This is a genomic window from Pseudomonas sp. DTU12.1 (assembly GCF_009873475.1).
Lineage (GTDB): Bacteria > Pseudomonadota > Gammaproteobacteria > Pseudomonadales > Pseudomonadaceae > Aquipseudomonas > Aquipseudomonas proteolytica.
The window spans coordinates 2,070,672-2,091,034 of sequence record NZ_CP045254.1; the positions used below are offsets into that span (position 1 = coordinate 2,070,672).

A 20,363-nucleotide genomic window follows, 5' to 3' on the forward strand; every position below is an offset into this window, starting at 1 on the left:
CAGTCTCGTAACAAACGCCAACGGCGACTGCGCCAACCACCCCTGTAGGGGCGGGTAGCGCAGCCGCCGTGGCGACCGCCTGTTCGATCAACGATCAGGCAGGGTGATATTGAGTTCCAGAATCGAGCAGCTGCCGTCGTTTTCCAGGGCGACATGCACGTCATCGTTGCCGATATTGACGTACTTGCGGATCACCTCAACCAGCTCCTTCTGCAGGGCTGGCAGGTAGTCCGGGGTGCTGCGTTGGCCGCGTTCGTGCGCCACGATGATCTGTAGACGCTCTTTCGCTACCGACGCGGTGCTTGGCTTTTTGTTGGCGCGAAAGAAGTCGAGAAATTTCATTATTTAGTTGCCTCCAAAGATACGCTCGAAGAATCCCTTCTTCTTTACATCGAGGAAGCGATGTTCCACGGTCTTGCCCAGCAGGCGATCGACAGCATCGCTGTACGCCTGGCCGGCGTCGCTCTGGTCGTCGAGAATCACCGGTACGCCCTGGTTGGAAGCCTTGAGCACGGCCTGGGATTCGGGGATCACGCCCAGCAGGGTCACAGCGAGGATTTCCTTGACGTCTTCAACGCCGAGCATTTCGCCATTGCTGACACGCTCAGGGTTGTAGCGGGTGAGCAGCAGGTGCTCCTTGATCGGGTCCTGGTTGTCTTCGGCGCGCTTGGACTTGCTGGCCAGCAGGCCGAGCATGCGGTCCGAGTCACGTACCGAGGACACTTCCGGGTTGGTCACGACGATGGCTTCATCGGCGAAGTACATCGCCAGGTGAGCGCCGGTCTCGATACCCGCCGGGGAATCGCAGACCACGTATTCGAAGGTTTCTTTCAGCTCGGCCAGAACTTTGCCTACGCCTTCTTTGGTCAGCGCGTCTTTGTCACGGGTCTGGCTGGCGGCCAGTACATACAGGTTCTCAAGGCGCTTGTCCTTGATCAGGGCCTGTTGCAGGTTGGCTTCGCCGTTGACCACGTTGACGAAGTCGTACACCACGCGGCGTTCGCAGCCCATGATCAGGTCGAGGTTACGCAAACCGACGTCGAAGTCGACGATGACTGTCTTGTGGCCGCGCAGAGCGAGGCCGGTACCGATAGCGGCGCTGGTGGTGGTCTTACCCACACCACCCTTGCCGGATGTAACCACGAGAATCTTGGCCAAGGTGTTTCACCCCTAAGGAAAAAGGACCTCTCAGTCCCTGAAAAACATCTCTTGAAACTCGCTGCAGGCGGACAGCCTTCGTAGGAAAAAGATGTGCCTCCCGTAGGGAGAACGCCAACTTTCAATTATTCCTACACAAGTCTTGCCGGTTTCGCTGTGCTATCAGAGTCCAGAGATGCTTGGAAAATGCGGCAGTATCCGTTAAAGACGGATGATGTTCAACACATCGCCCGACAGGCTGACTTGTACCCCGGCCCCCCACAGCGGATCACGGCGCAAATCTTCCGAAACCTTGTACTGGCCGGCGATGGACACCAGCTCAGCGCTCAATTGCTGGCAGAAAATCCGGGCCTTGGTATCGCCCTTGACTCCAGCCAGTGCCCGGCCACGCATTGGGCCGTATACATGGATGTTGCCATCGGCGAGAAGTTCCGCGCCGGGACTGACCGGAGCGACCACCACCAGGTCGCCGCCCTGGGCGTAAATCTGCTGCCCGCCGCGTACGGGAGAGGTGATGATCCTTGTAGGCTTGATCGTCGGCTCTGGTGGTTTTTCCGGTTTTTTCTTCACTTCACCTTCCACCGGGTCGAGCACACGCTCGCGGGCGCCGGACGGTGGCAATACTGGCAGTTCAATGGCGATGGCGGCCGCGATGTCTTCGATACGGCTGGCGCGAATGGCCAGGGTGCGCAGGCCATGCTGGCGGCAAACACGCATCAACCCGGGCAGGTCGACCGCGCCCTGGCCAGCCGGCAATTTATCCAGGGCCAGCACCAGCGGCGCGTTGTTGAAGAAATTCGGGGCCAGGGCGACCTTGGCGGCGAGCTGGCGGTCCAGGGCATCAAGGTCGTTACGGGCCAGTTCCAGCACAGTAATGGCGAGCATGCTGCCTTTGAGCTGGAAGACGGGATCTTGGTCTAGCGATTCGGTTTGGCTCATGGTCGGCAAAGCGGCTTGTCACGAAAAGTGTCGAGACTTATAACGAGAACAACCGCTAGCCGCAAGCCGGGTCGAACCGTTGTAGAATGCGCGGCCCTGTCTTTACCGGAATCTGTAATGGATCGCCCGCGTTTTCGAGCTGTATTTTTTCACCCGCGTTTCTGGCTGCTATGGCTGGGGCTCGGTGTGCTGTGGCTGATTACCCAGTTGCCATACCGCGTGCTGCTGGGAATTGGTCGTGTGCTGGGTGCGTTTATGTACCGGGTGGCCGGTGAGCGCCGGCGCATTGCCGCGCGAAACCTGGAACTGTGCTTCCCGCAAATGTCCGCCCAGGAGCGTAAACATTTGCTCAAGGAAAACTTTGCATCCACCGGTATCGCCTTCTTTGAGATGGCCATGAGTTGGTGGTGGTCCAAACAGCGCCTGGCGCGCCTGGCCCATGTCGAAGGGCTGGAGCACCTCAAGCAGGCGCAACGCGAAGGCAAGGGCGTGATCCTCATGGCCCTGCATTTCACCACCCTGGAGATCGGTGCGGCCTTGCTTGGGCAGAAGCACACCATCGATGGCATGTACCGTGAGCACGGCAACCCGTTGTTCGACTTTATTCAGCGTCGTGGCCGCGAGCGCCACAACCTCGACTCCCTGGCGGTAGAGCGCGAAGACGTGCGTGGCATGCTCAAGCTGCTGCGCGCCGGCCGGGCGATCTGGTACGCGCCCGACCAGGACTATGGCGCCAAGCAGAGCATTTTTGTGCCGTTGTTCGGCATCCAGGCCGCCACAGTCACCGCCACCAGCAAGTTCGCGCGCCTGGGCAAGGCGTTGGTGGTGCCGTTTACCCAGGAGCGCCTGGCCGATGGCAGTGGCTACCGCATGGTGATTCATCCGCCTTTGAGCGACTTCCCCGGCGAATCCGATGAAGTCGATTGCCTGCGTATCAACCAATGGGTGGAAACCGCTGTGCGCGAGTGCCCCGAGCAATACCTGTGGGCTCATCGCCGCTTCAAGAGCCGGCCACCGGGCGAACCCAAGCTGTACGAAAAGCGCCGCTGAATAAACGGATTGTCCCCGCCCATGGAGTTATGCAATGCGCCCAACTGAACCGGTCACAGGCTTGATTCTTTCCGGCGGCGGGGCGCGTGCGGCGTATCAGGTGGGGGTATTGGCGGCGATTGCCGAACTGTTGCCACCAGGGGCTGCCAACCCTTTCCCGGTGATTGTTGGTACCTCGGCCGGGGCGATCAACGCGGTGAGCCTGGCGAGCGGCGCCATGGACTTTCGCGCAGCAATCGCGCGCCTCACCGCATTCTGGCAGGGCTTTCGCAGCCACTTGGTGCTGCGCAGCGACTGGCCGGGGGTGATTCACCAGGCCAGCCGCTTCCTGACCCGCAGCTTGCTGGGCCTGGGCTCACCAGTGCCGGTGGCACTGCTCGACAGTTCTCCACTGCGGGAACTGCTGCAGGAAAAGCTGCATTTCGAAGGCATCAATGAGGCAATCCGCCACAAACACCTGCACGCCGTCGCCGTGACGGCGTTCGGCTATGAGTCGGGGCAGGCGGTGACGTTCTATCAGGGCGGCGGCACCATCGACGCCTGGTTGCGCCACCGGCGCATTGGTTTGCCCACGGAACTGACCGTGGAGCACCTGCTGGCCAGTTCGGCGATTCCATTGCTGTTTGCCCCGGTCAAACTCGATCAGGAATATTTTGGCGATGGCGCCGTCCGCCAATCAGCGCCGATCAGCCCGGCGTTGCACCTGGGGGCCAGCCGGGTACTGGTGGTGGGTGTCAGTGGCAACCCGCGTTCCCCGGACCCCTCGGTGCCGCAGCAGCGCACCTACACCGGCCAGGAGCCGACCCTGGCGCAGATCGGTGGGCATATGCTCAACAGCACGTTCATTGACAGCCTGGAGAGTGACATCGAGTTACTGGAGCGCCTCAACCAGTTCAGCCATCTGCAACCGGCCAACAGCGCTGCGCGCGGTCTTGCACCGGTTGAAGTACTGGTGATTGCGCCCAGCCAACCCATCGATGAAATCGCGGCACGCCATCGCCAGGAACTGCCGGCGGCGTTGCGTCTGTTTTTGCGTGGGCCAGGGGCGACCAAGACCAGCGGGGCGGGGGTACTCAGCTATCTGCTGTTCGAGGCGGGATATTGCAGTGAGTTGATCGAGTTGGGCCGGCGCGATGCGCTGGCCAAGCGTGAAGAGTTGCAGCGGTTCCTGGGCTTGACCCCGAACTGAATCGGGGCGCGGGCTTGTGTGGAGCGGGCAAGCCCGCTCCCACAGGGGAGGCCGGGGTTGGCTTTAGAAGTGGTACTTGACCAACAGGCTCGCCGTGTCCTGGTTGGTCTCGAACGCGCCGCTGTCCTGGATCCCGTACTTGTTCTTCCAGTAGTCGTATTCAAAACCCACATACAACTGCTTGGCGCCCCAGCTCATGGCCTTGCCCAGGTCATATTTGACCTGTGGGTTGAAGTGCAGGTTGGCGTGGTAAGTGCCACGGGCGTTCTTGTCGTTATCCACCACCCAGTCCATGAAACCGTCGATCAGCACATCGGAGTTGCCCACTGGAATGGTGTAGGACCAGACCGGGGTGATCTGCCATACGCCATCACCCGGGCGATTGCCTTCGGTCTGGCGCTGATAGAAGTTCAACTGGAAGTAGTCAAAGCCAGGGATGTTCAAGTCGAACGCCGGGCCGACCAAGTACGACTCGTTGTCGCCTTCGCCGAACTCGTAGGTGAACGCCAGCAATACATCTTTGATCGGGCCGAAGGACAAGTCTTTATCGAAGATCTTGCCAAACGACAGCCGCGGGCTGAACTCGCCGTAGTAAGTATTGGGGCCGACGTTGCCGTCTTCCTTGCCGTTGTAAAAGATGCGGTCGAGGAAGAAGAAGTTGTCGCCGTACTTCCAGGCATCGGCATGTTCGAAGGTAACGGTTTGCTGGATCTCTGGGTTGACTTTGAAGTTCTTGCCCCACAGGTAAGTCAGGCTGTTGTTCTGCCACTGCAACAGGTCACCCGCTATTGCTTGGCCCCCGGCCAACAGGGATCCGGCCAATATCAGGCTGTTCACGGTACGTTTCATTCGGTTGCTCCCGAGCTAAAGTTTTGTGGTTTTTCTTCTACGCAGGCGCTCTGGTGTGGCGCCTTTTGGTTCGCTGCAAAAATCGTCTGTTCGGTCAGCTTTAATGCTTTTAGCAAGAGCTGCGCCAAAGTGTTTGAAAAGCCAAAAAATCCCCGCCGGCTGCATGGGATGCAGTCGGGTTCAGAGGACTTTTGCGCACTTTGGCAGCAGACATAAGGCCGGGATAAGTTGGCCTTTAAGTCAGCTTTTACATTCGCTGTTTTTTTTTGAGTCGATTCGAGCGGGCGCGGAGAATACTGGCTCCAGAGCCTGTGCTCAAGTGCGCTGTAAAAGAGCGCAGGGGGCGAGAATGGGGCACGGCGTGTGGCCAGCCCCAAGTTGGTGGTGTGCATGTTGGTGTTCCCTGTTCGTTGTTATTTTTGTAGTAACGAAGGAATCAATGCGTATGGGCGACTGCGGGGCGTTCTGAGCCGCCCAGAATGTTAAACAGCACGTTCAGCGACAACGCACTGAGCGTGGCCATGGCGATGCCACTGTGTGTAATCGGGCTCATCCACAAGGGCAACTGGGCGAAGAACTCCGGGCGCACCACGGGGATCAGGCCCATGCCGATACTGACCGCTACCAGCAACTGGTTGCGACGGTCGGCGATGTCGGCTTCCTGCAGGATCTTGATCCCGGTCGCCGCCACCATGCCAAACATTGCGATAGCCGCACCGCCCAGTACCGCAGGAGGGATCGAAGCCACCAGGAATGCGGCCTTGGGCAGCAGGCTGAGGACAATCAGAAAGGCCCCCGCCATGATCGTCACCGAGCGGCAGCGCACACCGGTCATCTGTACCAGGCCGATGTTCTGGGCGAAAGAGGAGTGGGTGAAGGTGTTGAAGAACCCGGCGAAAAACGACGCCCCGGCATCGCACAGCAGGCCGCGCCGCAGCATTTTCGGGGTGACTTCCTGGCCGGTGATCTTGCCCAGCGCGAGGAACATGCCGGTGGACTCGACAAAGATAATCACCACCACCAGGCACATCGACAGAATTGGCGCCAACTCGAACGTGGGCATACCGAAGTGCAGCGGTGTGACCACCTGCAGCCACGGCGCCTGCTCCAGGCCGCCGAGGTCGACCATACCGAGCAATCCACACAAGGCGTAGCCCAGGGCCATGCCGATCAGTACCGAGATATTGACCCAGAAGCCACGCATAAAACGGTTGATCAGCAAGATGGTGGCGAGCACCAGGCCGGCGATGGCCAGATAGATCGGCGAGCCGAATTGCACAGCGGTAGCGCCACCGCCGGCCCAGTTCACCGCGACAGGAAACAACGAAAGACCGATAGCCGTAATCACGGTACCGGTCACCAGAGGTGGGAAGAAGCGCACCACCTTGGACATGAATGGGGCGATGACCATGCCAAAGAACCCGGCGGCGATGGTCGCGCCAAAAATCCCTTGCAGGCCGATACCTGGCATGCCGGCCATGGCGACCATGCTGCCGACGGCGGCGAAACTGGCGCCCATCATCACCGGCATGCGGATACCCAGCGGGCCGATGCCAAACGACTGGACCATGGTGGCGATCCCCGCCACCAACAGGTCGGCGTTGATCAAAAAGGCGATTTCTTCACGGCTCAAGCCCGCGGCTTGTCCGATGATCAGCGGTACGGCCACCGCGCCGCCGTACATCAGCAGTACATGTTGCAGGCCTACCAGGATCAGTTGCAAAAGTGGAAGCCGCACCATGGCGGGCGCGGCAGGAATCTGCGTTTCTAACTGGGACATGCAACACCTCGAATCTTTTTTATTTTTGTGTTGTTTGGCAGTCAATTGCCATTTGGAGCTCGATCTCAAAATCACCGCAGATCCCCTGTGGGAGCGGGCTTGCTCGCGAAAACGGCGGCTCAGTCACCTTAAGGGTTGAATGACACACCGCATTCGCGAGCAAGCCCGCTCCCACATTTTGGATTTGCGTCAGGCTGTCAGTTAGTGCGGGCCCCCTGATTGATCCAACTGCCAATCAACTCCCGCTCCTGCTGGGTCATCTGGGTAATGTTGCCCAATGGCATGATCTGGCTGGCCACCGCCTGCGCTTGAATGCGCGCCGCCTGCTGCTGGATCTGCGCCGGGGTATCGAACATCACCCCGGCCGGCGCGGTGCTGAACAGCGGGCTGGTGGGCTTGGCCGAATGGCACACGGTGCAACGCTCTTCGATCACGCTGTGCACCTTGCCAAAATCCGTCGAGGCCTGGGCCGCAGGCGCTTGTGCCGCTGGTGCTGGCGCGGCGGGAGCTGCTGGCTTGAGGCCGCCACCCAATGCGGTTTCCGGCAATGGCTGGTACTCGATCGCTGCTGGCGCCTTGGCCACGTCCGGTGTGGTCGCCACGGGTTTAGGACCGGTGACATAGGCCAGGCAGATCATCGCCAGGGCGCCGACCGGTAGGGTCCACGCGTATTTCTGGCTGTCATGCCGGGTGTTGAAGTAGTGCCGTACCAATACCGCCGCCACCGCGATCCCGGCCAGGATCAACCAGTTGTACTGGCTGCCGTAGGTGCTCGGGAAGTGGTTGCTGATCATGATGAACAGCACCGGCAGGGTGAAGTAGTTGTTGTGACGCGAGCGCAGCAGGCCCTTGGCCGGCAGTGCCGGGTCTGGGGTGCGGTTTTCCGCAATCGCTGCCACTAGCGCACGCTGGGCCGGCATGATGATACGGAACACGTTGCCGACCATGATGGTGCCGATGATCGCACCCACATGCAGGTACGCACCGCGGCCGCTGAACACCTTGCTGAAGCCGTAGGCGGCGCCGATCAACAGGACGAACAGGATAAAGCCGAGCAGGGCAGGGCGTTTGCCCAGGGCCGAGTCGCACAGAAAGGAGTAGATGAACCAGCCGGCGAACAGTGAGCCTATGCCCAGCAACACGCCTTCGGTACCGCTGAGGCTGCTGCCGGGGGCGAGCAGGTACAGCGTCGGGTTGAGGTAGAACACCACGCACAGCAGCGCGACGCCCGACATCCAGGTGAAATAGGCTTCCCATTTGAACCAGTGCAGGTTGTCCGGCATGGTCGGTGGGGCCAGTTTGTATTTTTCCAGGTGGTAGATACCGCCACCGTGGATCGCCCATAAATCGCCAGCCAGGCCACTTTTGGGGTTGACGCGGTTCAGGTTGTTTTCCAGCCATACGAAATAGAAAGACGCACCGATCCAGGCCACGCCAGTGATCATATGAACCCAGCGCACGCTTAGGTTCAGCCATTCCAACAGATGTGCTTCCACAGTCTTTACCTCTCGCCCGTCACCCTTGTTGTCGGGTGATCGGACCTTCTCTTATTGGTGGGGGGCAAGGATCAACCGCTCATCCTCTTTGAAAAAATGCTCATCGCAGTTATTGCCTGTGCCACTGCGATCAACCACCAGGAAGTCATCCCGCTTTTCGATCGTCAGCACCGGGTGGTGCCAGACGCCGCGATGGTAATTAATGCCCTGCCTGCCGTTGGTGACGAAGGCGCGGACCAAGCCTGATACAGGTTCATCGCCAACCGGCGCGACCACGATCAGAAAGGGGTTGCCGAGCAGCGGGATAAAGGCCTGGCTGCCCAGCGGGTGTCTTTCCAGCATGCACACGGTCAGCGGCATGTCCTGCGCATCGGCGCGGAAGATGCTGATGATGGCGTGGTCTTCTGGCGTGGCGGTTTCTACCGTCGCCAGTTTATGAAAGCGCATGGTCGAGCCGTTGTTGATCATGAAGTGATCGCTGCCATCGGTTTCGATAACGTCTCCGAAAGGGGCGAAGGCTTCTTTGGTCAAGGGTTCGATCATCAGTGTGCGCATGGCTGTCTTCTTATCCGGATTCTTTGTTGTTTGTTCTGGCGCCTTCGCGAGCAAGCCCGCTCCCACATTTGGAATGCATTCCCCTGTGGGAGCGGGCTTGCTCGCGAATGGCATCACCGCTTACTTCGAAACCTTGCCGAACACCCGCAGGCGGCTTACACCACCATCCGGGAATACGTTGAGGCGGATGTGGGTGATCGGGCCCAGTGCCTTGATCTGCTCGGCGAAGGTGTGTTCGGCGTGCATTTCCAGTTTCTGAGCCGGCAGCAGTTCGCGCCAGAACAGCGATTGGGTCTCGATCTGGCTGTCAGTGCCGCCTTTGACGAACGCGCCCTGGATCGAGCACGTGTCCGGGTAGTTGCCCTTGAAGTGCAGGGTGTCGACCACCACTTTCTCGATCTCGCCGGCATGCCCCAGCGCGACGATCACCCAGTCATTGCCAGGTGTGCGACGACGCGCGGTTTCCCAGCCATCGCCCATGTTGATGCCACGGCCCGGGTTGAGGATGTTGCCCATGCGCCCGAAGTGTTCGTCGGAGCAGGCCAGTGCGCGGCCGCCATTGAGGGAGGAGGCCAGGTCCACTTGTTCGTTGTCGCCCACGGCCGACCAGTCGCGGAACGGAATGCCGTACACCCGCAGACGCGCTACGCCACCATCGGGATAGATGTTGAAGCGCAGGTGGCTGAATGCCTGGTCGTTGTTGATTTCGTGGAAATGATGGCTGTTGCCCTGCAACTCTACGGCAGACAACACTTCGACCCACTGGGTGTTGTCATCGGGCTCGCCCGACACCAGGAAGCAACCTTCCAGGGACGCCGATGGCGGGAAGTTGCCGGTGAAGAATGAAGTGTCGATGTCCACGCCCTTGATCGAGCCCGGTACGCCCAGGCGGATCACCGCGCTGTCGAAGCCTTCGAAGCGCTTGCGGCGTGACTCCCAGCCGTCCATCCACTTGCCGTTATCATCGAAAACGCCCTCCTTCCATACGGCCGGGGTCGGCTGGAACAGTCGGTTGGCGTCGGCGAACCAGTCATCAGTCACGGAGATGATCTTGGTGCCCAGGCGGGCGTCGGCCAGGTTGACGAACTTCTCGAAAGGTACGGCGTAAGCTTTCATTCTTCTTGTCTGCCTTAGATAGAGTGGCTGGGGATGGTCGTTTAGAGGGTCAATAAACGGAACAACGCGATCTTGTTGATCTCTGCCAGTGCGCACTTGAACTCGGTCTCGACCGGGTTGTGGATGCGCGTTTCAAACGCGGCGAGGATCTGATGCCGGTTGCTGCCTTTTACCGCCATGATGAAGGGAAACTTGAACTTGGCCTTGTAGGCGTCGTTCAGCTCGGTGAAGCGCGAAAACTCGTCGCTCGAGCATTGGTGGATACCGGCGCCAGCTTGTTCATGGGTACTGGCTTCGGTCAGTTGGCCCTGGACGGCAGCTTTGCCGGCCAGGTCCGGGTGAGCGTTGATCAGGGCCAGTTGCCTGGTGTGATCGGCGCTCAATAGGATATCGCTCATGCGCTGGTGCAGGGTTTCGATCTCATCGATCGAGGCGTCCTGGCCCAGGTCGAAGGCCTTTTCGGCCACCCATGGCGAGTGTTCATAGATATCGGCGAAGGCTGCGACAAATTCGTCGCGGCTGAGGGCCGATGGCTTCAAGGTTTGGAAAGCAGTCATTTGGCGGCTCCCTGGAAAGGGTGTACGTCATGCCAGTGGCGGGCAATGTCGACGCGGCGGGTGAACCACACCTGGTCATGGCCCTTGGCGTATTCGATAAAGCGCTTGAGTGCGGCCAGGCGCGCCGGGCGGCCGATCAGGCGGCAATGCAGGCCGATGGACAGCATCTTCGGCGCCTCGGCACCTTCGGCATACAGCACATCGAACGCGTCCTTGAGGTACTCGAAAAAGTCGTCGCCCTTGTTGAAACCCTGGACCTGGGTGAAGCGCATGTCATTGGTGTCCAGGGTGTAGGGGATCACCAGGTGCGCCTTGCCGGTCGGGTTGTTCGGTTCCCAGTAGGGCAGGTCGTCGTCGTAGGTGTCGCAGTCATACAGGAAGCCACCTTCTTCCATCACCAGCCGCCGCGTATTCGGGCCGGTGCGCCCGGTGTACCAGCCCAGTGGGCGCTCGCCGGTCAGCTCGGTAAGGATGCGGATGGCTTCGAGCATGTGCTCGCGCTCCTGGGCCTCATCCATGTACTGGTAGTCGATCCAGCGGTAGCCGTGGCTGCAAATCTCGTGACCGGCGGCGACCATCGCACGGATTACATCGGGGTGACGCTGGGCGGCCATGGCCACGGCGAAGATGGTCAGCGGAATGTCGAATTCCTTGAACAGCTTGAGGATGCGCCACACGCCGGCACGGCTGCCGTATTCGTACAGCGACTCCATGCTCATGTTGCGCGCGCCTTGCAGCGGCTGGGCCGAGACCATTTCCGAGAGGAAGGCTTCCGACTCTTTGTCGCCGTGCAGGATATTGCGCTCACCGCCTTCTTCGTAATTGAGTACGAACGACAGGGCGATACGCGCCTTGCCCGGCCAGTGAGGGTGCGGTGGGTTACTGCCGTAACCGATCAGGTCGCGTGGGTAGTCAGCGCTCACTGCAGTCTTCCTTCTTGTTCGTGATCGATGGTGTGGCGGCCGTTGCGTCACAGCGATGGGCTGATTGTATACAACTTAATGGTCACTTTGTAAGCCTGTATTTCTGCATTTTTTCCAAGTGGTCGTGCCGGCCTGTCCTTGCAAGAAACTTGCCCGACCGGTCAACTAAATCTCAAAAACCTGCGGCACCGCTTCAGTGTAGGAGCGGGCTTGCCTGCGATAGCGATCTTCCTGTAACCGCACTGCTTGCAGATACACCGTCATCGCCGGCAAGCCAGTGCCCATTGGGGAAGAGGGGGGTTGTTGAATTTATTGTGTACAATTTTTTTGAAAAGTGTCTTAATCAGCCATCGCCGGCTTTTTCAACGCCCCACAAAGGTGCGGCCTCTTATTAATCGATGACACGGGAGCTCCAATCCATGGGACGACTGACCACACACGTACTGGACGCCGCCCACGGCTGCCCAGGCAGCGCCATCAAGGTTGAACTGTACCGCGTCGAAGGCGCGCAACTGGAGCTGGTCGCCAGCGCCCTGACCAACAGCGACGGCCGTTGCGACGCACCACTGCTGCAAGGTGACGACTACCGCAGTGGGGTCTACCAGTTGCAGTTCAGTGCCGGGGATTACTATCGCGCCCGTGGTGTGCAACTGCCGGAACCGGCGTTTCTCGATGTGGTAGTGCTGCGTTTTGGCATCAGTGCCGAACAGGATCACTACCATGTGCCGCTGCTGATTTCGCCCTACAGCTACTCTACCTACCGCGGTAGCTGAGTCGTCGCCTCGCTTCACCCCCTCAAATGCTCTTCGTTGGTTTCGCCCGCTCACACTGCGGGCTTTTTTTTGCCCGCTCTGTAGGAGCGAGCTTGACTCCGGGCGGCGCTCCGACGAAAAACGTCAACGATAACGCGTGTTGTCTGGCTACACGCGCTGCTCTCAAGCTCTTCGTCGGAGCGCCGCCCGGAGACAAGCTCGCTCCTACACGGCGTCAGGAAGCCACTAGCCCCTGAGCAGCGATGCCGCCCCGGCGCTGCCAAACAGCCCGGCACTGAAGCGGTTGAACCAGCTCTGGCCCTTGCCGGTGCGCAGGTAGCGCGCTGCGCCGTGGGCACCCAGGCCGTAGGCCAGCTTGCATAGCAGGTCAAGCACGGTCCAGGTGGCGATCATGATCAGCAGTTGCGGCAGGAACGGCTGCTGGCTGCTGAGAAACTGCGGCAGGAAGGCGGCGAAAAACAGAATGTCCTTGGGGTTGCTGGCGCCCAGCACAAAAGCCCGGCCAAACAGTGCACGAAAACGCGGCACGGGGGCTGCGTCCGGCACCACGGCGCCCTGGGACGGCAGGCGCGATTGCTGCCAGCTCTGCCACGCGAGGTAGAACAGATACAGCGCACCGACGATCTTCAAGGCGCTGAACAACTGCTCCGACGCCAGCAACAAGGCCCCCAGGCCCAGGGCCGAGGCGCTCAACAGGCAGATCGAGGCAAACACCCCGCCAAGAAACGCCGGGTACGAACGGCGCAGGCCGTAGTTCAGGCTGTTGCTGATCATCAGCAGCGACAGCGGCCCCGGAATCAGGATCACGATCAAAGCAGCGCCGCTGAACAGCAGCCAGGTTTCCACGCTCATTACATTCCTCCATACATGCAAAAGCCCCACCCAAGGGTGAGGCGGTTTTCGCCGGCTTCCGAGTTACAGGAAGATAAACTTGGCGATGAAAATCGCGCACAGCACCCACAGACTGATGGAAATCTGCTTGTACTTGCCCGTGCCGGCCTTGAGGGCCACGTAAGTGATAAAGCCCAGCGCGATGCCGTCGGCGACCGAGAAGGTCAGGGGCATCATGATTGCCGTGACAATCGCCGGAATGCTGTCGGTGGCGTCGTCCCATTCGATATGGGCCATGCCGCTCATCATCAGCATCGCCACATAAATCAGCGCACCGGCCGTGGCATACGCAGGAATCATGCCTGCCAGTGGGGCGAAAAACATCGCCGCTACAAACAGCACGCCCACGGTCACGGCCGTAAGTCCGGTGCGCCCACCGGCCGCCACGCCCGCGGCGCTTTCCACATAACTGGTCACGGGCGGTACACCGACCACTGCGCCAAACACGCTCGAAGCACTGTCGGCTTTCAAGGCCCGCGACAGGTTCTCGATCTTGCCGTCGGCATTGACCAGGCCCGCCCGCTGGGCAACGCCCATCAGGGTGCCGGCGGTGTCGAACATGTGCACAAACAGGAAGGCGAATACCACACTGATCATGCTGACGTTGAACACGCCCATCACGTCCATCGCCATCCAGGTCGGCGCCAGGCTCGGCGGGGCGGCGACGATGCCCTGGTACTGCACCAGGCCCAGGCCCCAGCCGGCCAGGGTGACCGCAATGATGCTGATCAGGATCGCGCCGAATACCCGGTGGTAACTGAGGATCGCGATCAGCAGGAAGCACACGGCCGCCAACAGCGGGGCCGGTTCATGCAGGGAGCCAAGCTTGATCAGGGTGGCGGGGCTGGCCACGATGATGCCGGCGGTTTTCAGGCCGATCACCCCCAGGAATAGACCCACCCCGGCGCCCATGGCGTGGCGCAGGCTTACCGGAATGCTGTTGAGCAGCCATTCGCGGATGCGCGACAGCGTCAGGATCATGAACAGCACGCCGGAGATAAACACCGCACCCAGCGCGGTCTCCCAGGTGTAGCCCATGGTGCCGACCACGGTGTAGGTAAAGAACGCATTCAAACCCATGCCCGGCGCCAGGCCTACAGGCCAGTTGGCGTACAGGCCCATCAACAGGCAGCCGAGGGCTGCGGCGATGCACGTCGCGACAAAGGCGGCGCCGTGGTCGATGCCCGCGTCGGCCATGATGTTGGGGTTGACGAAGATGATGTAGGCCATGGTGATAAACGTCGTGAGGCCGGCGATCAGTTCGGTCTTCACTGTGGTGCCATGCAAGCTGAGTTTGAACAGGCGTTCCAGCCAGCCCTGCTTTGCGGTCGAAAGGTGGGGCGGACTGAGGTCCAGGGTCGGGGCGTCGGATTTATGGCTTTCCACAGCAAGTACTCCTCAAGAGTTTTATTGTTATTTCCAGCACCGGACACTGGGGTGGGCAGCGGTGCTTTGAGGTACCAGCGGGCTTTGTTGACCATTAGGTCAGGAACTCGCACGAAGCGAATTATGCTTTTGTATACAAAGAAAGCAAATAATGTTTGCGATTATGTGTGCAAAAAAGATGAAAGGCCAATTTCAAGGCAGGGTCAGGGCCTTGTTCACTGCCAGCCAACCCATCACCGCCTCTTCACCGGCCTCGGCGAAGGCGTGCTGCAGCAGCTTGACTTGTTCGCGGCGCAAGGACTGTTCGAAGCGCTGGCCTTCTTCGGTCAAGTGCAACAGGCGCTTACGTTTGTCAGCGTCCGAGGCAACGCTGTCGACCAGCTGCATTTCCTGCAATTGGCGCAGCGGCATGTTCAGCGCCTGCTTGCTCACCCCCAACAGCTCCAGCAGTTGCTTGACGCTCAAGGCGGGGTAGCGGGCGATAAAAAACACGATGCGCTGATGCACCCGGCTCAAGCCCCGACGCTCCAGCATTGCGTCGGCCTTGGCGGTGAAGGCCTGGTAGCCGAAGAAAAACGCTTCCATGGCGGCTTGCTGCGAAGTCTGGTTTTTAAGGTCAAGCATATTGACGTATCTACCTTGGGCGTCGTAATTTCGGTCAACCAGTTTGACGTATTTTCCCCAGGCTTTGCTACCGGTGACCCCTATGGCTTTCTCTGAACGTGTTTCTCGCCTTAAAAGCTCCTTGATCCGTGAGATCCTCGCGGCGGCCCAGCGCCCGCAGGTGATGTCATTTGCCGGTGGCCTGCCCGCCGAAGCCATGTTGCCTGCGCTGGATTGGCAAGGCATGCCGCCGGCCATGGGCCAATACGGCATGAGCGAGGGCGAGCCGCAATTGCGCGAGTTGCTGGCCGCCGAGGCGCGGTCGCTGGGGGTGGCTTGCGAGGCCAGCCAGGTCCTGGTGGTCAGTGGTTCGCAGCAAACCCTGGACCTAGCGGCCAAGTTGTACATCGACCAAGGCACGCAAATCCTGCTGGAAGGCCCGACCTACCTGGCCGCCCTGCAGATCTTCCAACTGTTCGGCGCCGATTGCCTGACCGTGGAGCTGGAAGCCGACGGCCCGGACATGACGGCGCTGCGCAGCAATCTGGAACGCCATCGCCCGGCGTTCATCTACCTGATCCCTACCTTCCAGAACCCGTCGGCGGTGCGCTACAGCGAAGCCAAGCGCGATGCCGTGGCGGCGCTGCTCGATGAATTCGGCGTGACCCTGATCGAAGACGAGCCGTACCGCGAGCTGACCTTTGATGGCGGCAGCGCCCGACCGATTGTCAGCCGCTTGCGCAAGGCCAGTTGGATCTACACCGGCACCGTCTCGAAAACCCTGCTCCCGGGCCTGCGGGTCGGCTACCTGATCGCCAGCCCCGACCTGTTCCCGCACCTGCTCAAGCTCAAGCAGTCGGCGGACCTGCACACCAACCGCGTCGGCCAATGGCAGGCCATGCAGTGGATCGGCACCGAGCGCTACCAGCAGCACCTGGTGCAACTGCGCAGTTTTTACCGTGAGCGTCGTGATGGGTTCCAGGCGGCATTGACGCGCCACTTCGATGAACTGGCCGACTGGCAAGTGCCCCAGGGTGGATTATTCTTCTGGCTGACCTTGAAACAGCCCCTGGATACCCGCACCTTGTTGGCACCAGCGCTCGACCAGGACGTGGCGTTCATGCCCGGTGAACCGTTCTTTTCCGAGCCGGACCAGCACCACGGGCACCTGCGGCTCAATTTCAGCCACATCGACCCGGCACGCCTGGACGAAGGTCTCAAGCGTCTCGCGGCGGTGATCCGTCAAGCACAGCGCGCGCAAGCGGCATAAGGGGAGCTTCATGTACAAGGTTTATGGCGATTACCGTTCGGGCAACTGCTACAAGGTCAAGTTGATGCTCAACCTGCTTGGCATCGCGTATGAGTGGGTCAATGTCGACATCTTGAACGGCGACACCCAGACCGCCGAGTTCCTGGCGAAGAACCCCAACGGCAAGATCCCGGTACTGGAACTCGAAGACGGCACCTGCCTGTGGGAGTCCAACGCGATCCTCAACTTCCTCGCCGACGGCAGCGAGTTCCTGCCCACCGAACCGCGCCTGCGCACCCAGGTGCTGCAGTGGCAGTTTTTCGAACAATACAGCCATGAGCCGTACATCGCGGTGGCGCGGTTTATCCAGTTTTACCTGGGGCTGCCGGACGATCGGCTGGAGGAGTACAAGACTACCCATAAAGGCGGCTACAAGGCCTTGAGGGTCATGGAGAAACAGCTGCAGGCCACGCCCTACCTGGTGGGCGATCAATACTCGATTGCCGATATTGCGCTGTATGCCTACACCCATGTGGCCCATGAGGGTGGTTTTGACCTGAGCCCCTATCCGGCCGTGCAGGCCTGGCTTGCACGCGTGGCCAGCCATCCCCGGCACGTGCCGATGCTCGACTGATAGGCGCGACCTAAATGTGGGAGCGGGCTTGCTCGCGAAAGCGTAGGGTCAGTTGATGAATAATTGACTGACACACCGCATTCGCGAGCAAGCCCGCTCCCACATTTTGACCGCGTTTTCTGTCAGATCGCGGCGAAGCGCTTGTCCAGGTAGTCGATGATCACTTTGGAGTCATACATCCAGGTGGTCTGGCCGTTTTCTTCGATACGCAGGCACGGCACCTTGATCTTGCCGCCTTGGGTAAGCAAGGTCTGGCGGTCCTGCTCGTTGTTCTTCGCGTCCTTGAGCGCCACCGGTACATTCAGGCGGTGCAGGGTGCGGCGGGTCTTCACGCAGAACGGGCAGGCGTGGAATTGGTAGAGGGTCAGGCCCTTGGCCGCTTCATTGACCTGTGCCTGTTGCTCGGCAGGGCGCTGTTTTTTGCGTGGGCGGGTAAGGAAGTCGCCCGCGATGATGACGTGGCCGAGGCCCACTCGAAGTGCTTTGACGAACATGGCTGAAACCTCTTGCCCATGACAGAAGGGGCCGCAGCTTACCTGATTTCCACAGGCGAAAAAAAACCGGCGATGAATGCCGGTTTTTTCTTACGCAGCCTGTTACTTGATCAGGCTGAGAAACTCGCTGCGGGTTGCCGCGTTTTCGCGGAACTCACCCAGCATCACCGAGGTGATCATCGACGAATTCTGCTTCTCCACACCGCGCATCATCATGCACATGTGCTTGGCCTCGATCACCACGGCAACGCCCAGGGCACCGGTCACCTGCTGGACCGCTTCGGCGATCTGGCGGCTGAGGTTTTCCTGGATCTGCAGGCGGCGGGCATACATATCGACGATCCGCGCGACCTTCGACAGGCCCAGGACCTTGCCGCTGGGGATGTAGGCGACATGGGCCTTGCCGATGAACGGCAGCAGGTGGTGCTCGCACAGCGAGTACAACTCGATGTCCTTGACCAGCACCATTTCGCTGTTGTCGGAGCTGAACAGGGCACCGTTGGTGACCTCTTCCAGTGTTTGCTCATAGCCGCGGCAAAGGTACTGCATGGCCTTGGCGGCACGTTTTGGCGTGTCGAGCAGGCCCTCGCGGGAAACGTCCTCGCCGATTTGGCCGAGGATTGCGGTGTAGTTTTGTTCCAATGTCACAGGACTGTTTCCGTATGGGTTTCAGAACGGTACGGTGTATGCCTGTACCAATGTGAAGCGGTACGCCAGCGAGCGGTCGTGCAGCGTCGCCAGTGATTGGCGCACATAGTAGCGTAGGTATGCCGAGAGGTGTAATTCCCTGGGATGCAGGGTTTGCATTCGTGGCGAGGGGGCTCGTCCCCTGGTGGGCTGCGAAGCGGCCCCAAAACCTGGCGCCTCGGTGTATCTGATAAAGCGCAGTGGGCCTTATAGATTGGCGCTGCTTCGCAGCACAGCGGGGGACGAGCCCCCTCGCCACAGATGAACCTTTCCCAGGTCATTCACTCGTCACGCCCTTCAAGCATCGTGCGCTTGAGCATCACATACACCGCACCGGCGCCACCATGGCGCGGTTGGCAGGAGGTGAACCCGAGCACTTGGGCATGTTGGCGCAGCCAGGTATTGACGTGACTCTTGATCATCGGGCGCTTGCCGTCCAGGCGCACGGCCTTGCCGTGGGTCACGCGTACGCAGCGGATCTCGAACTTGGTGGCTTCGGCAAGGAACGCCCAGAGGGTTTCCCGGGCCTTTTCCACCGTCATGCCATGCAGGTCGAGGCTGCCTTCGAAGGGGATCTGCCCGGCCTTGAGCTTGCGCACCTGGCTTTCCTGGACCCCGTCGCGGGACCACATCAACTCATCCTCGGGGCCGACGTCAATCACGAATTGGTCCGATAGGCCGTCCACCGTGGTGGCATCCGTGCGCACCGTGGCCGACTGGCGCAGCTTGGCGATCTGCGCGCGGTCGGTCTTGGGTTTGCCGGTATCGGCGCGATCGTGCTTGATCGGCTTGACGCCGCGCAGCTCGTTCTTGAATAGGGAAAAATCGTCGTCTTGCATGTCAGCCTCCGCGCGGGGCGGGCAGTTTACCCAAATCGAGGCGTTTGATGCGGGACAAAACGCTATCAGTGTTCCCTCAATCGTGCTTTTTCATCAGGTGCGAGGCGATGTTCAGCGACAGTGGCTGGCGCATACGGCGCCGGCAACGGCGCCACAGCCAGACGCCCAGCCACAGGATCAACAGCCCGCTGACCAACAGCACCGCCGCGCCACCCGGGCTGGCATTGAGTTCGCCCAGCGCGGGCGAATGACCGAACAGACCGGCAGCACCGGCCAACGAAAGCAGCAAGCCACACAACGCCAGCAGCGCGGCAAATGCCACGCCCAGGCGCAGACGCCAGTTGCTCGGGCCCTTGGGGCGCAAGCGACGAGCGTCAAAACCATCGGATATCTTCATTCCGACCTTTCCTCCAGGGTATCGGCCCTTCGACCGGAAGTTAAACAACTTGTTCCGGGCTGGGAGGCAATTGCGGTAAATGACAGGCTTTAGCGGATGAGCGGGGCCTTTGCGGTGGCCGCGCCGCTCATCGACAGGGCGACCAGATCAGATCAGATCTTGGGTCAGGGCCAGGGTGGCGAAGTTGTCGGCCATGATGGCCATTTCTGTCTGCTGTACATGCTCGGCGCTGAGGATGCCGCCTTTGTAAGGCAGGTCGCGGGTCGCGCAGGCGTCTTCGACCAGGGTGCAGCGAAAGCCCAGGTTCTTTGCCGCACGCACGGTGGTGCTGACACTGGAGTGGCTCATGAAACCGCAGACGATCAAGTCCAGGGAGCCGAGCTCCTGCAGGGTTTTTTCCAGGAGCGTGCCATGGAAAGCGCTGGGCAGCAGCTTGCCGATGATGGTTTCGTCGTCTTGTGGCTCCAGGCCGGGAATAAACTCGCCGCGCTCGCCCTGAGGGTCGAACAGGCCACCAACGGTGCCCAGGTGACGCACATGCACGATGGGCCGCCCGGCCTTGCGTGCGGCAGCGCTCAGTTGCTTGATGTTTTCTACTGCGGCGTCCATGCCCGACAGGGCGAGCGGGCCGCTCAAGTATTCTTTCTGGGCATCGATGATCACAAGGGTCGCGTGGCTCAAATTGGCCGGTGCGTAACCGCGACCGCTGAGTTGAAACATCGTCTTTGGAACGGACATTCTGGGGCTCCTGTGAGTGGGGCTTTTGCGACATTGTCCTCTGGCTGAGCGGTTCTGTGA

The 20,363-nt window shown here is 60.3% G+C and carries 24 protein-coding genes; 5 read left to right on the forward strand and 19 right to left on the reverse strand.

Annotation, left to right across the window (positions count from 1 at the left end; genetic code table 11):
• Positions 1-87 precede the first annotated feature (87 nt).
• From minE to minC, 3 genes are all read right to left on the reverse strand, one after another.
• Positions 88-342, reverse strand: coding sequence for a cell division topological specificity factor MinE (gene minE, locus GDV60_RS09270; RefSeq protein WP_003175252.1), 255 nt, complete (start codon positions 340-342; stop codon positions 88-90).
• Positions 343-345: 3 nt separating this feature from the next.
• Entirely contained in the window at positions 346-1,158 is an 813-nt protein-coding gene (gene minD, locus GDV60_RS09275) for a septum site-determining protein MinD (RefSeq protein ID WP_092235041.1), read from the reverse strand.
• A gap of 201 nt (positions 1,159-1,359) precedes the next feature.
• Entirely contained in the window at positions 1,360-2,097 is a 738-nt protein-coding gene (minC, locus tag GDV60_RS09280) for a septum site-determining protein MinC (RefSeq protein ID WP_038447253.1), read from the reverse strand.
• Positions 2,098-2,214: 117 nt separating this feature from the next.
• Between minC and GDV60_RS09285 the strand changes: the two genes are divergently transcribed.
• Positions 2,215-3,147, forward strand: coding sequence for a lipid A biosynthesis lauroyl acyltransferase (locus GDV60_RS09285; protein WP_029300398.1), 933 nt, complete (start codon positions 2,215-2,217; stop codon positions 3,145-3,147).
• A 34-nt stretch (positions 3,148-3,181) separates the two neighbouring features.
• Positions 3,182-4,336, forward strand: a complete 1,155-nt coding sequence (locus tag GDV60_RS09290; protein ID WP_029300396.1) for a patatin-like phospholipase family protein — start codon at positions 3,182-3,184, stop codon at positions 4,334-4,336.
• Between the two features lie 63 nt (positions 4,337-4,399).
• On the opposite strand, the gene GDV60_RS09295 is transcribed toward GDV60_RS09290, so the two are convergent.
• The 8 genes from GDV60_RS09295 to puuE all read right to left on the reverse strand — a co-directional run bounded on the left by GDV60_RS09295 (position 4,400) and on the right by puuE (position 11,612).
• Positions 4,400-5,185 (reverse strand): outer membrane protein OmpK, encoded by a 786-nt coding sequence (locus tag GDV60_RS09295; protein ID WP_029300394.1) that lies wholly within the window; start codon positions 5,183-5,185, stop codon positions 4,400-4,402.
• A complete protein-coding gene (locus tag GDV60_RS09300) occupies positions 5,182-5,577 on the reverse strand; it encodes a hypothetical protein (RefSeq protein WP_133714268.1) in 396 nt (131 codons plus the stop codon). The genes GDV60_RS09295 and GDV60_RS09300 overlap by 4 nt, the downstream gene beginning before the upstream one ends.
• Before the next feature lie 44 nt (positions 5,578-5,621).
• Positions 5,622-6,965, reverse strand: a complete 1,344-nt coding sequence (locus GDV60_RS09305) for a nucleobase:cation symporter-2 family protein (protein ID WP_029300392.1) — start codon at positions 6,963-6,965, stop codon at positions 5,622-5,624.
• Between the two features lie 197 nt (positions 6,966-7,162).
• A complete protein-coding gene (locus tag GDV60_RS09310) occupies positions 7,163-8,461 on the reverse strand; it encodes a urate hydroxylase PuuD (RefSeq protein ID WP_029300390.1) in 1,299 nt (432 codons plus the stop codon).
• Between the two features lie 51 nt (positions 8,462-8,512).
• The gene (locus GDV60_RS09315; protein ID WP_029300388.1) at positions 8,513-9,016 is read right to left on the reverse strand and encodes an ureidoglycolate lyase; all 504 of its coding nucleotides are present in this window, start codon (positions 9,014-9,016) and stop codon (positions 8,513-8,515) included.
• Positions 9,017-9,136: 120 nt separating this feature from the next.
• The gene (gene alc / locus GDV60_RS09320) at positions 9,137-10,132 is read right to left on the reverse strand and encodes an allantoicase (RefSeq protein ID WP_159906935.1); all 996 of its coding nucleotides are present in this window, start codon (positions 10,130-10,132) and stop codon (positions 9,137-9,139) included.
• 41 nt (positions 10,133-10,173) lie between these two features.
• Positions 10,174-10,689, reverse strand: a complete 516-nt coding sequence (gene uraD / locus GDV60_RS09325; protein WP_029300384.1) for a 2-oxo-4-hydroxy-4-carboxy-5-ureidoimidazoline decarboxylase — start codon at positions 10,687-10,689, stop codon at positions 10,174-10,176.
• A complete protein-coding gene (gene puuE, locus GDV60_RS09330) occupies positions 10,686-11,612 on the reverse strand; it encodes an allantoinase PuuE (RefSeq protein WP_029300381.1) in 927 nt (308 codons plus the stop codon). The genes uraD and puuE overlap by 4 nt, the downstream gene beginning before the upstream one ends.
• A gap of 419 nt (positions 11,613-12,031) precedes the next feature.
• Here puuE and uraH point away from each other — a divergent pair, with 419 nt between their 5' ends.
• Positions 12,032-12,385: a hydroxyisourate hydrolase gene (gene uraH, locus GDV60_RS09335; protein WP_092235056.1), complete on the forward strand. Its 354-nt coding sequence runs from the start codon at positions 12,032-12,034 to the stop codon at positions 12,383-12,385.
• Between the two features lie 225 nt (positions 12,386-12,610).
• On the opposite strand, the gene GDV60_RS09340 is transcribed toward uraH, so the two are convergent.
• The 3 genes from GDV60_RS09340 to GDV60_RS09350 all read right to left on the reverse strand — a co-directional run bounded on the left by GDV60_RS09340 (position 12,611) and on the right by GDV60_RS09350 (position 15,286).
• Positions 12,611-13,237, reverse strand: a complete 627-nt coding sequence (locus tag GDV60_RS09340; RefSeq protein WP_032863245.1) for a LysE family translocator — start codon at positions 13,235-13,237, stop codon at positions 12,611-12,613.
• Between the two features lie 63 nt (positions 13,238-13,300).
• Positions 13,301-14,632, reverse strand: coding sequence for an NCS2 family permease (locus GDV60_RS09345; protein WP_186350907.1), 1,332 nt, complete (start codon positions 14,630-14,632; stop codon positions 13,301-13,303).
• Positions 14,633-14,854: 222 nt separating this feature from the next.
• Positions 14,855-15,286 carry a MarR family winged helix-turn-helix transcriptional regulator gene (locus GDV60_RS09350; protein ID WP_029300375.1) on the reverse strand — a complete coding sequence of 144 codons (432 nt, stop codon included), beginning with the start codon at positions 15,284-15,286 and terminating at the stop codon, positions 14,855-14,857.
• Between the two features lie 82 nt (positions 15,287-15,368).
• Between GDV60_RS09350 and GDV60_RS09355 the strand changes: the two genes are divergently transcribed.
• Both GDV60_RS09355 and GDV60_RS09360 read left to right on the forward strand, forming a co-directional pair.
• Entirely contained in the window at positions 15,369-16,535 is a 1,167-nt protein-coding gene (locus GDV60_RS09355) for a PLP-dependent aminotransferase family protein (RefSeq protein ID WP_104911909.1), read from the forward strand.
• 10 nt (positions 16,536-16,545) lie between these two features.
• Positions 16,546-17,148 carry a glutathione S-transferase family protein gene (locus GDV60_RS09360; protein ID WP_070995352.1) on the forward strand — a complete coding sequence of 201 codons (603 nt, stop codon included), beginning with the start codon at positions 16,546-16,548 and terminating at the stop codon, positions 17,146-17,148.
• Between the two features lie 122 nt (positions 17,149-17,270).
• On the opposite strand, the gene GDV60_RS09365 is transcribed toward GDV60_RS09360, so the two are convergent.
• The 5 genes from GDV60_RS09365 to GDV60_RS09385 all read right to left on the reverse strand — a co-directional run bounded on the left by GDV60_RS09365 (position 17,271) and on the right by GDV60_RS09385 (position 20,303).
• Complete coding sequence (locus tag GDV60_RS09365) at positions 17,271-17,642, reverse strand: glutathione S-transferase N-terminal domain-containing protein (protein ID WP_029300369.1); 372 nt, start codon at positions 17,640-17,642, stop codon at positions 17,271-17,273.
• A gap of 102 nt (positions 17,643-17,744) precedes the next feature.
• Positions 17,745-18,290 (reverse strand): GTP cyclohydrolase I FolE, encoded by a 546-nt coding sequence (folE, locus tag GDV60_RS09370; RefSeq protein WP_029300367.1) that lies wholly within the window; start codon positions 18,288-18,290, stop codon positions 17,745-17,747.
• Positions 18,291-18,610: 320 nt separating this feature from the next.
• Entirely contained in the window at positions 18,611-19,168 is a 558-nt protein-coding gene (locus GDV60_RS09375; RefSeq protein WP_029300365.1) for a Smr/MutS family protein, read from the reverse strand.
• Between the two features lie 76 nt (positions 19,169-19,244).
• Positions 19,245-19,565 (reverse strand): hypothetical protein, encoded by a 321-nt coding sequence (locus GDV60_RS09380; RefSeq protein WP_029300363.1) that lies wholly within the window; start codon positions 19,563-19,565, stop codon positions 19,245-19,247.
• Positions 19,566-19,712: 147 nt separating this feature from the next.
• Positions 19,713-20,303 (reverse strand): cysteine hydrolase family protein, encoded by a 591-nt coding sequence (locus tag GDV60_RS09385; RefSeq protein WP_029300361.1) that lies wholly within the window; start codon positions 20,301-20,303, stop codon positions 19,713-19,715.
• Positions 20,304-20,363: the final 60 nt, after the last annotated feature.

Excerpts from the sequence above, each read along its gene's own strand:
- minE (WP_003175252.1), bottom strand. The coding sequence starts at position 342 with ATGAAATTTCTCGACTTCTTTCGCGCCAACAAAAAGCCAAGCACCGCG.
- minC (WP_038447253.1), bottom strand. The coding sequence starts at position 2,097 with ATGAGCCAAACCGAATCGCTAGACCAAGATCCCGTCTTCCAGCTCAAA.
- GDV60_RS09285 (WP_029300398.1), top strand. The coding sequence starts at position 2,215 with ATGGATCGCCCGCGTTTTCGAGCTGTATTTTTTCACCCGCGTTTCTGG.
- GDV60_RS09290 (WP_029300396.1), top strand. The coding sequence starts at position 3,182 with ATGCGCCCAACTGAACCGGTCACAGGCTTGATTCTTTCCGGCGGCGGG.
- GDV60_RS09295 (WP_029300394.1), bottom strand. The coding sequence starts at position 5,185 with ATGAAACGTACCGTGAACAGCCTGATATTGGCCGGATCCCTGTTGGCC.
- GDV60_RS09300 (WP_133714268.1), bottom strand. The coding sequence starts at position 5,577 with ATGCACACCACCAACTTGGGGCTGGCCACACGCCGTGCCCCATTCTCG.
- GDV60_RS09305 (WP_029300392.1), bottom strand. The coding sequence starts at position 6,965 with ATGTCCCAGTTAGAAACGCAGATTCCTGCCGCGCCCGCCATGGTGCGG.
- GDV60_RS09315 (WP_029300388.1), bottom strand. The coding sequence starts at position 9,016 with ATGCGCACACTGATGATCGAACCCTTGACCAAAGAAGCCTTCGCCCCT.
- alc (WP_159906935.1), bottom strand. The coding sequence starts at position 10,132 with ATGAAAGCTTACGCCGTACCTTTCGAGAAGTTCGTCAACCTGGCCGAC.
- uraD (WP_029300384.1), bottom strand. The coding sequence starts at position 10,689 with ATGACTGCTTTCCAAACCTTGAAGCCATCGGCCCTCAGCCGCGACGAA.
- uraH (WP_092235056.1), top strand. The coding sequence starts at position 12,032 with ATGGGACGACTGACCACACACGTACTGGACGCCGCCCACGGCTGCCCA.
- GDV60_RS09340 (WP_032863245.1), bottom strand. The coding sequence starts at position 13,237 with ATGAGCGTGGAAACCTGGCTGCTGTTCAGCGGCGCTGCTTTGATCGTG.
- GDV60_RS09350 (WP_029300375.1), bottom strand. The coding sequence starts at position 15,286 with ATGCTTGACCTTAAAAACCAGACTTCGCAGCAAGCCGCCATGGAAGCG.
- GDV60_RS09355 (WP_104911909.1), top strand. The coding sequence starts at position 15,369 with ATGGCTTTCTCTGAACGTGTTTCTCGCCTTAAAAGCTCCTTGATCCGT.
- GDV60_RS09360 (WP_070995352.1), top strand. The coding sequence starts at position 16,546 with ATGTACAAGGTTTATGGCGATTACCGTTCGGGCAACTGCTACAAGGTC.
- GDV60_RS09365 (WP_029300369.1), bottom strand. The coding sequence starts at position 17,642 with ATGTTCGTCAAAGCACTTCGAGTGGGCCTCGGCCACGTCATCATCGCG.
- GDV60_RS09375 (WP_029300365.1), bottom strand. The coding sequence starts at position 19,168 with ATGCAAGACGACGATTTTTCCCTATTCAAGAACGAGCTGCGCGGCGTC.
- GDV60_RS09380 (WP_029300363.1), bottom strand. The coding sequence starts at position 19,565 with ATGAAGATATCCGATGGTTTTGACGCTCGTCGCTTGCGCCCCAAGGGC.
- GDV60_RS09385 (WP_029300361.1), bottom strand. The coding sequence starts at position 20,303 with ATGTCCGTTCCAAAGACGATGTTTCAACTCAGCGGTCGCGGTTACGCA.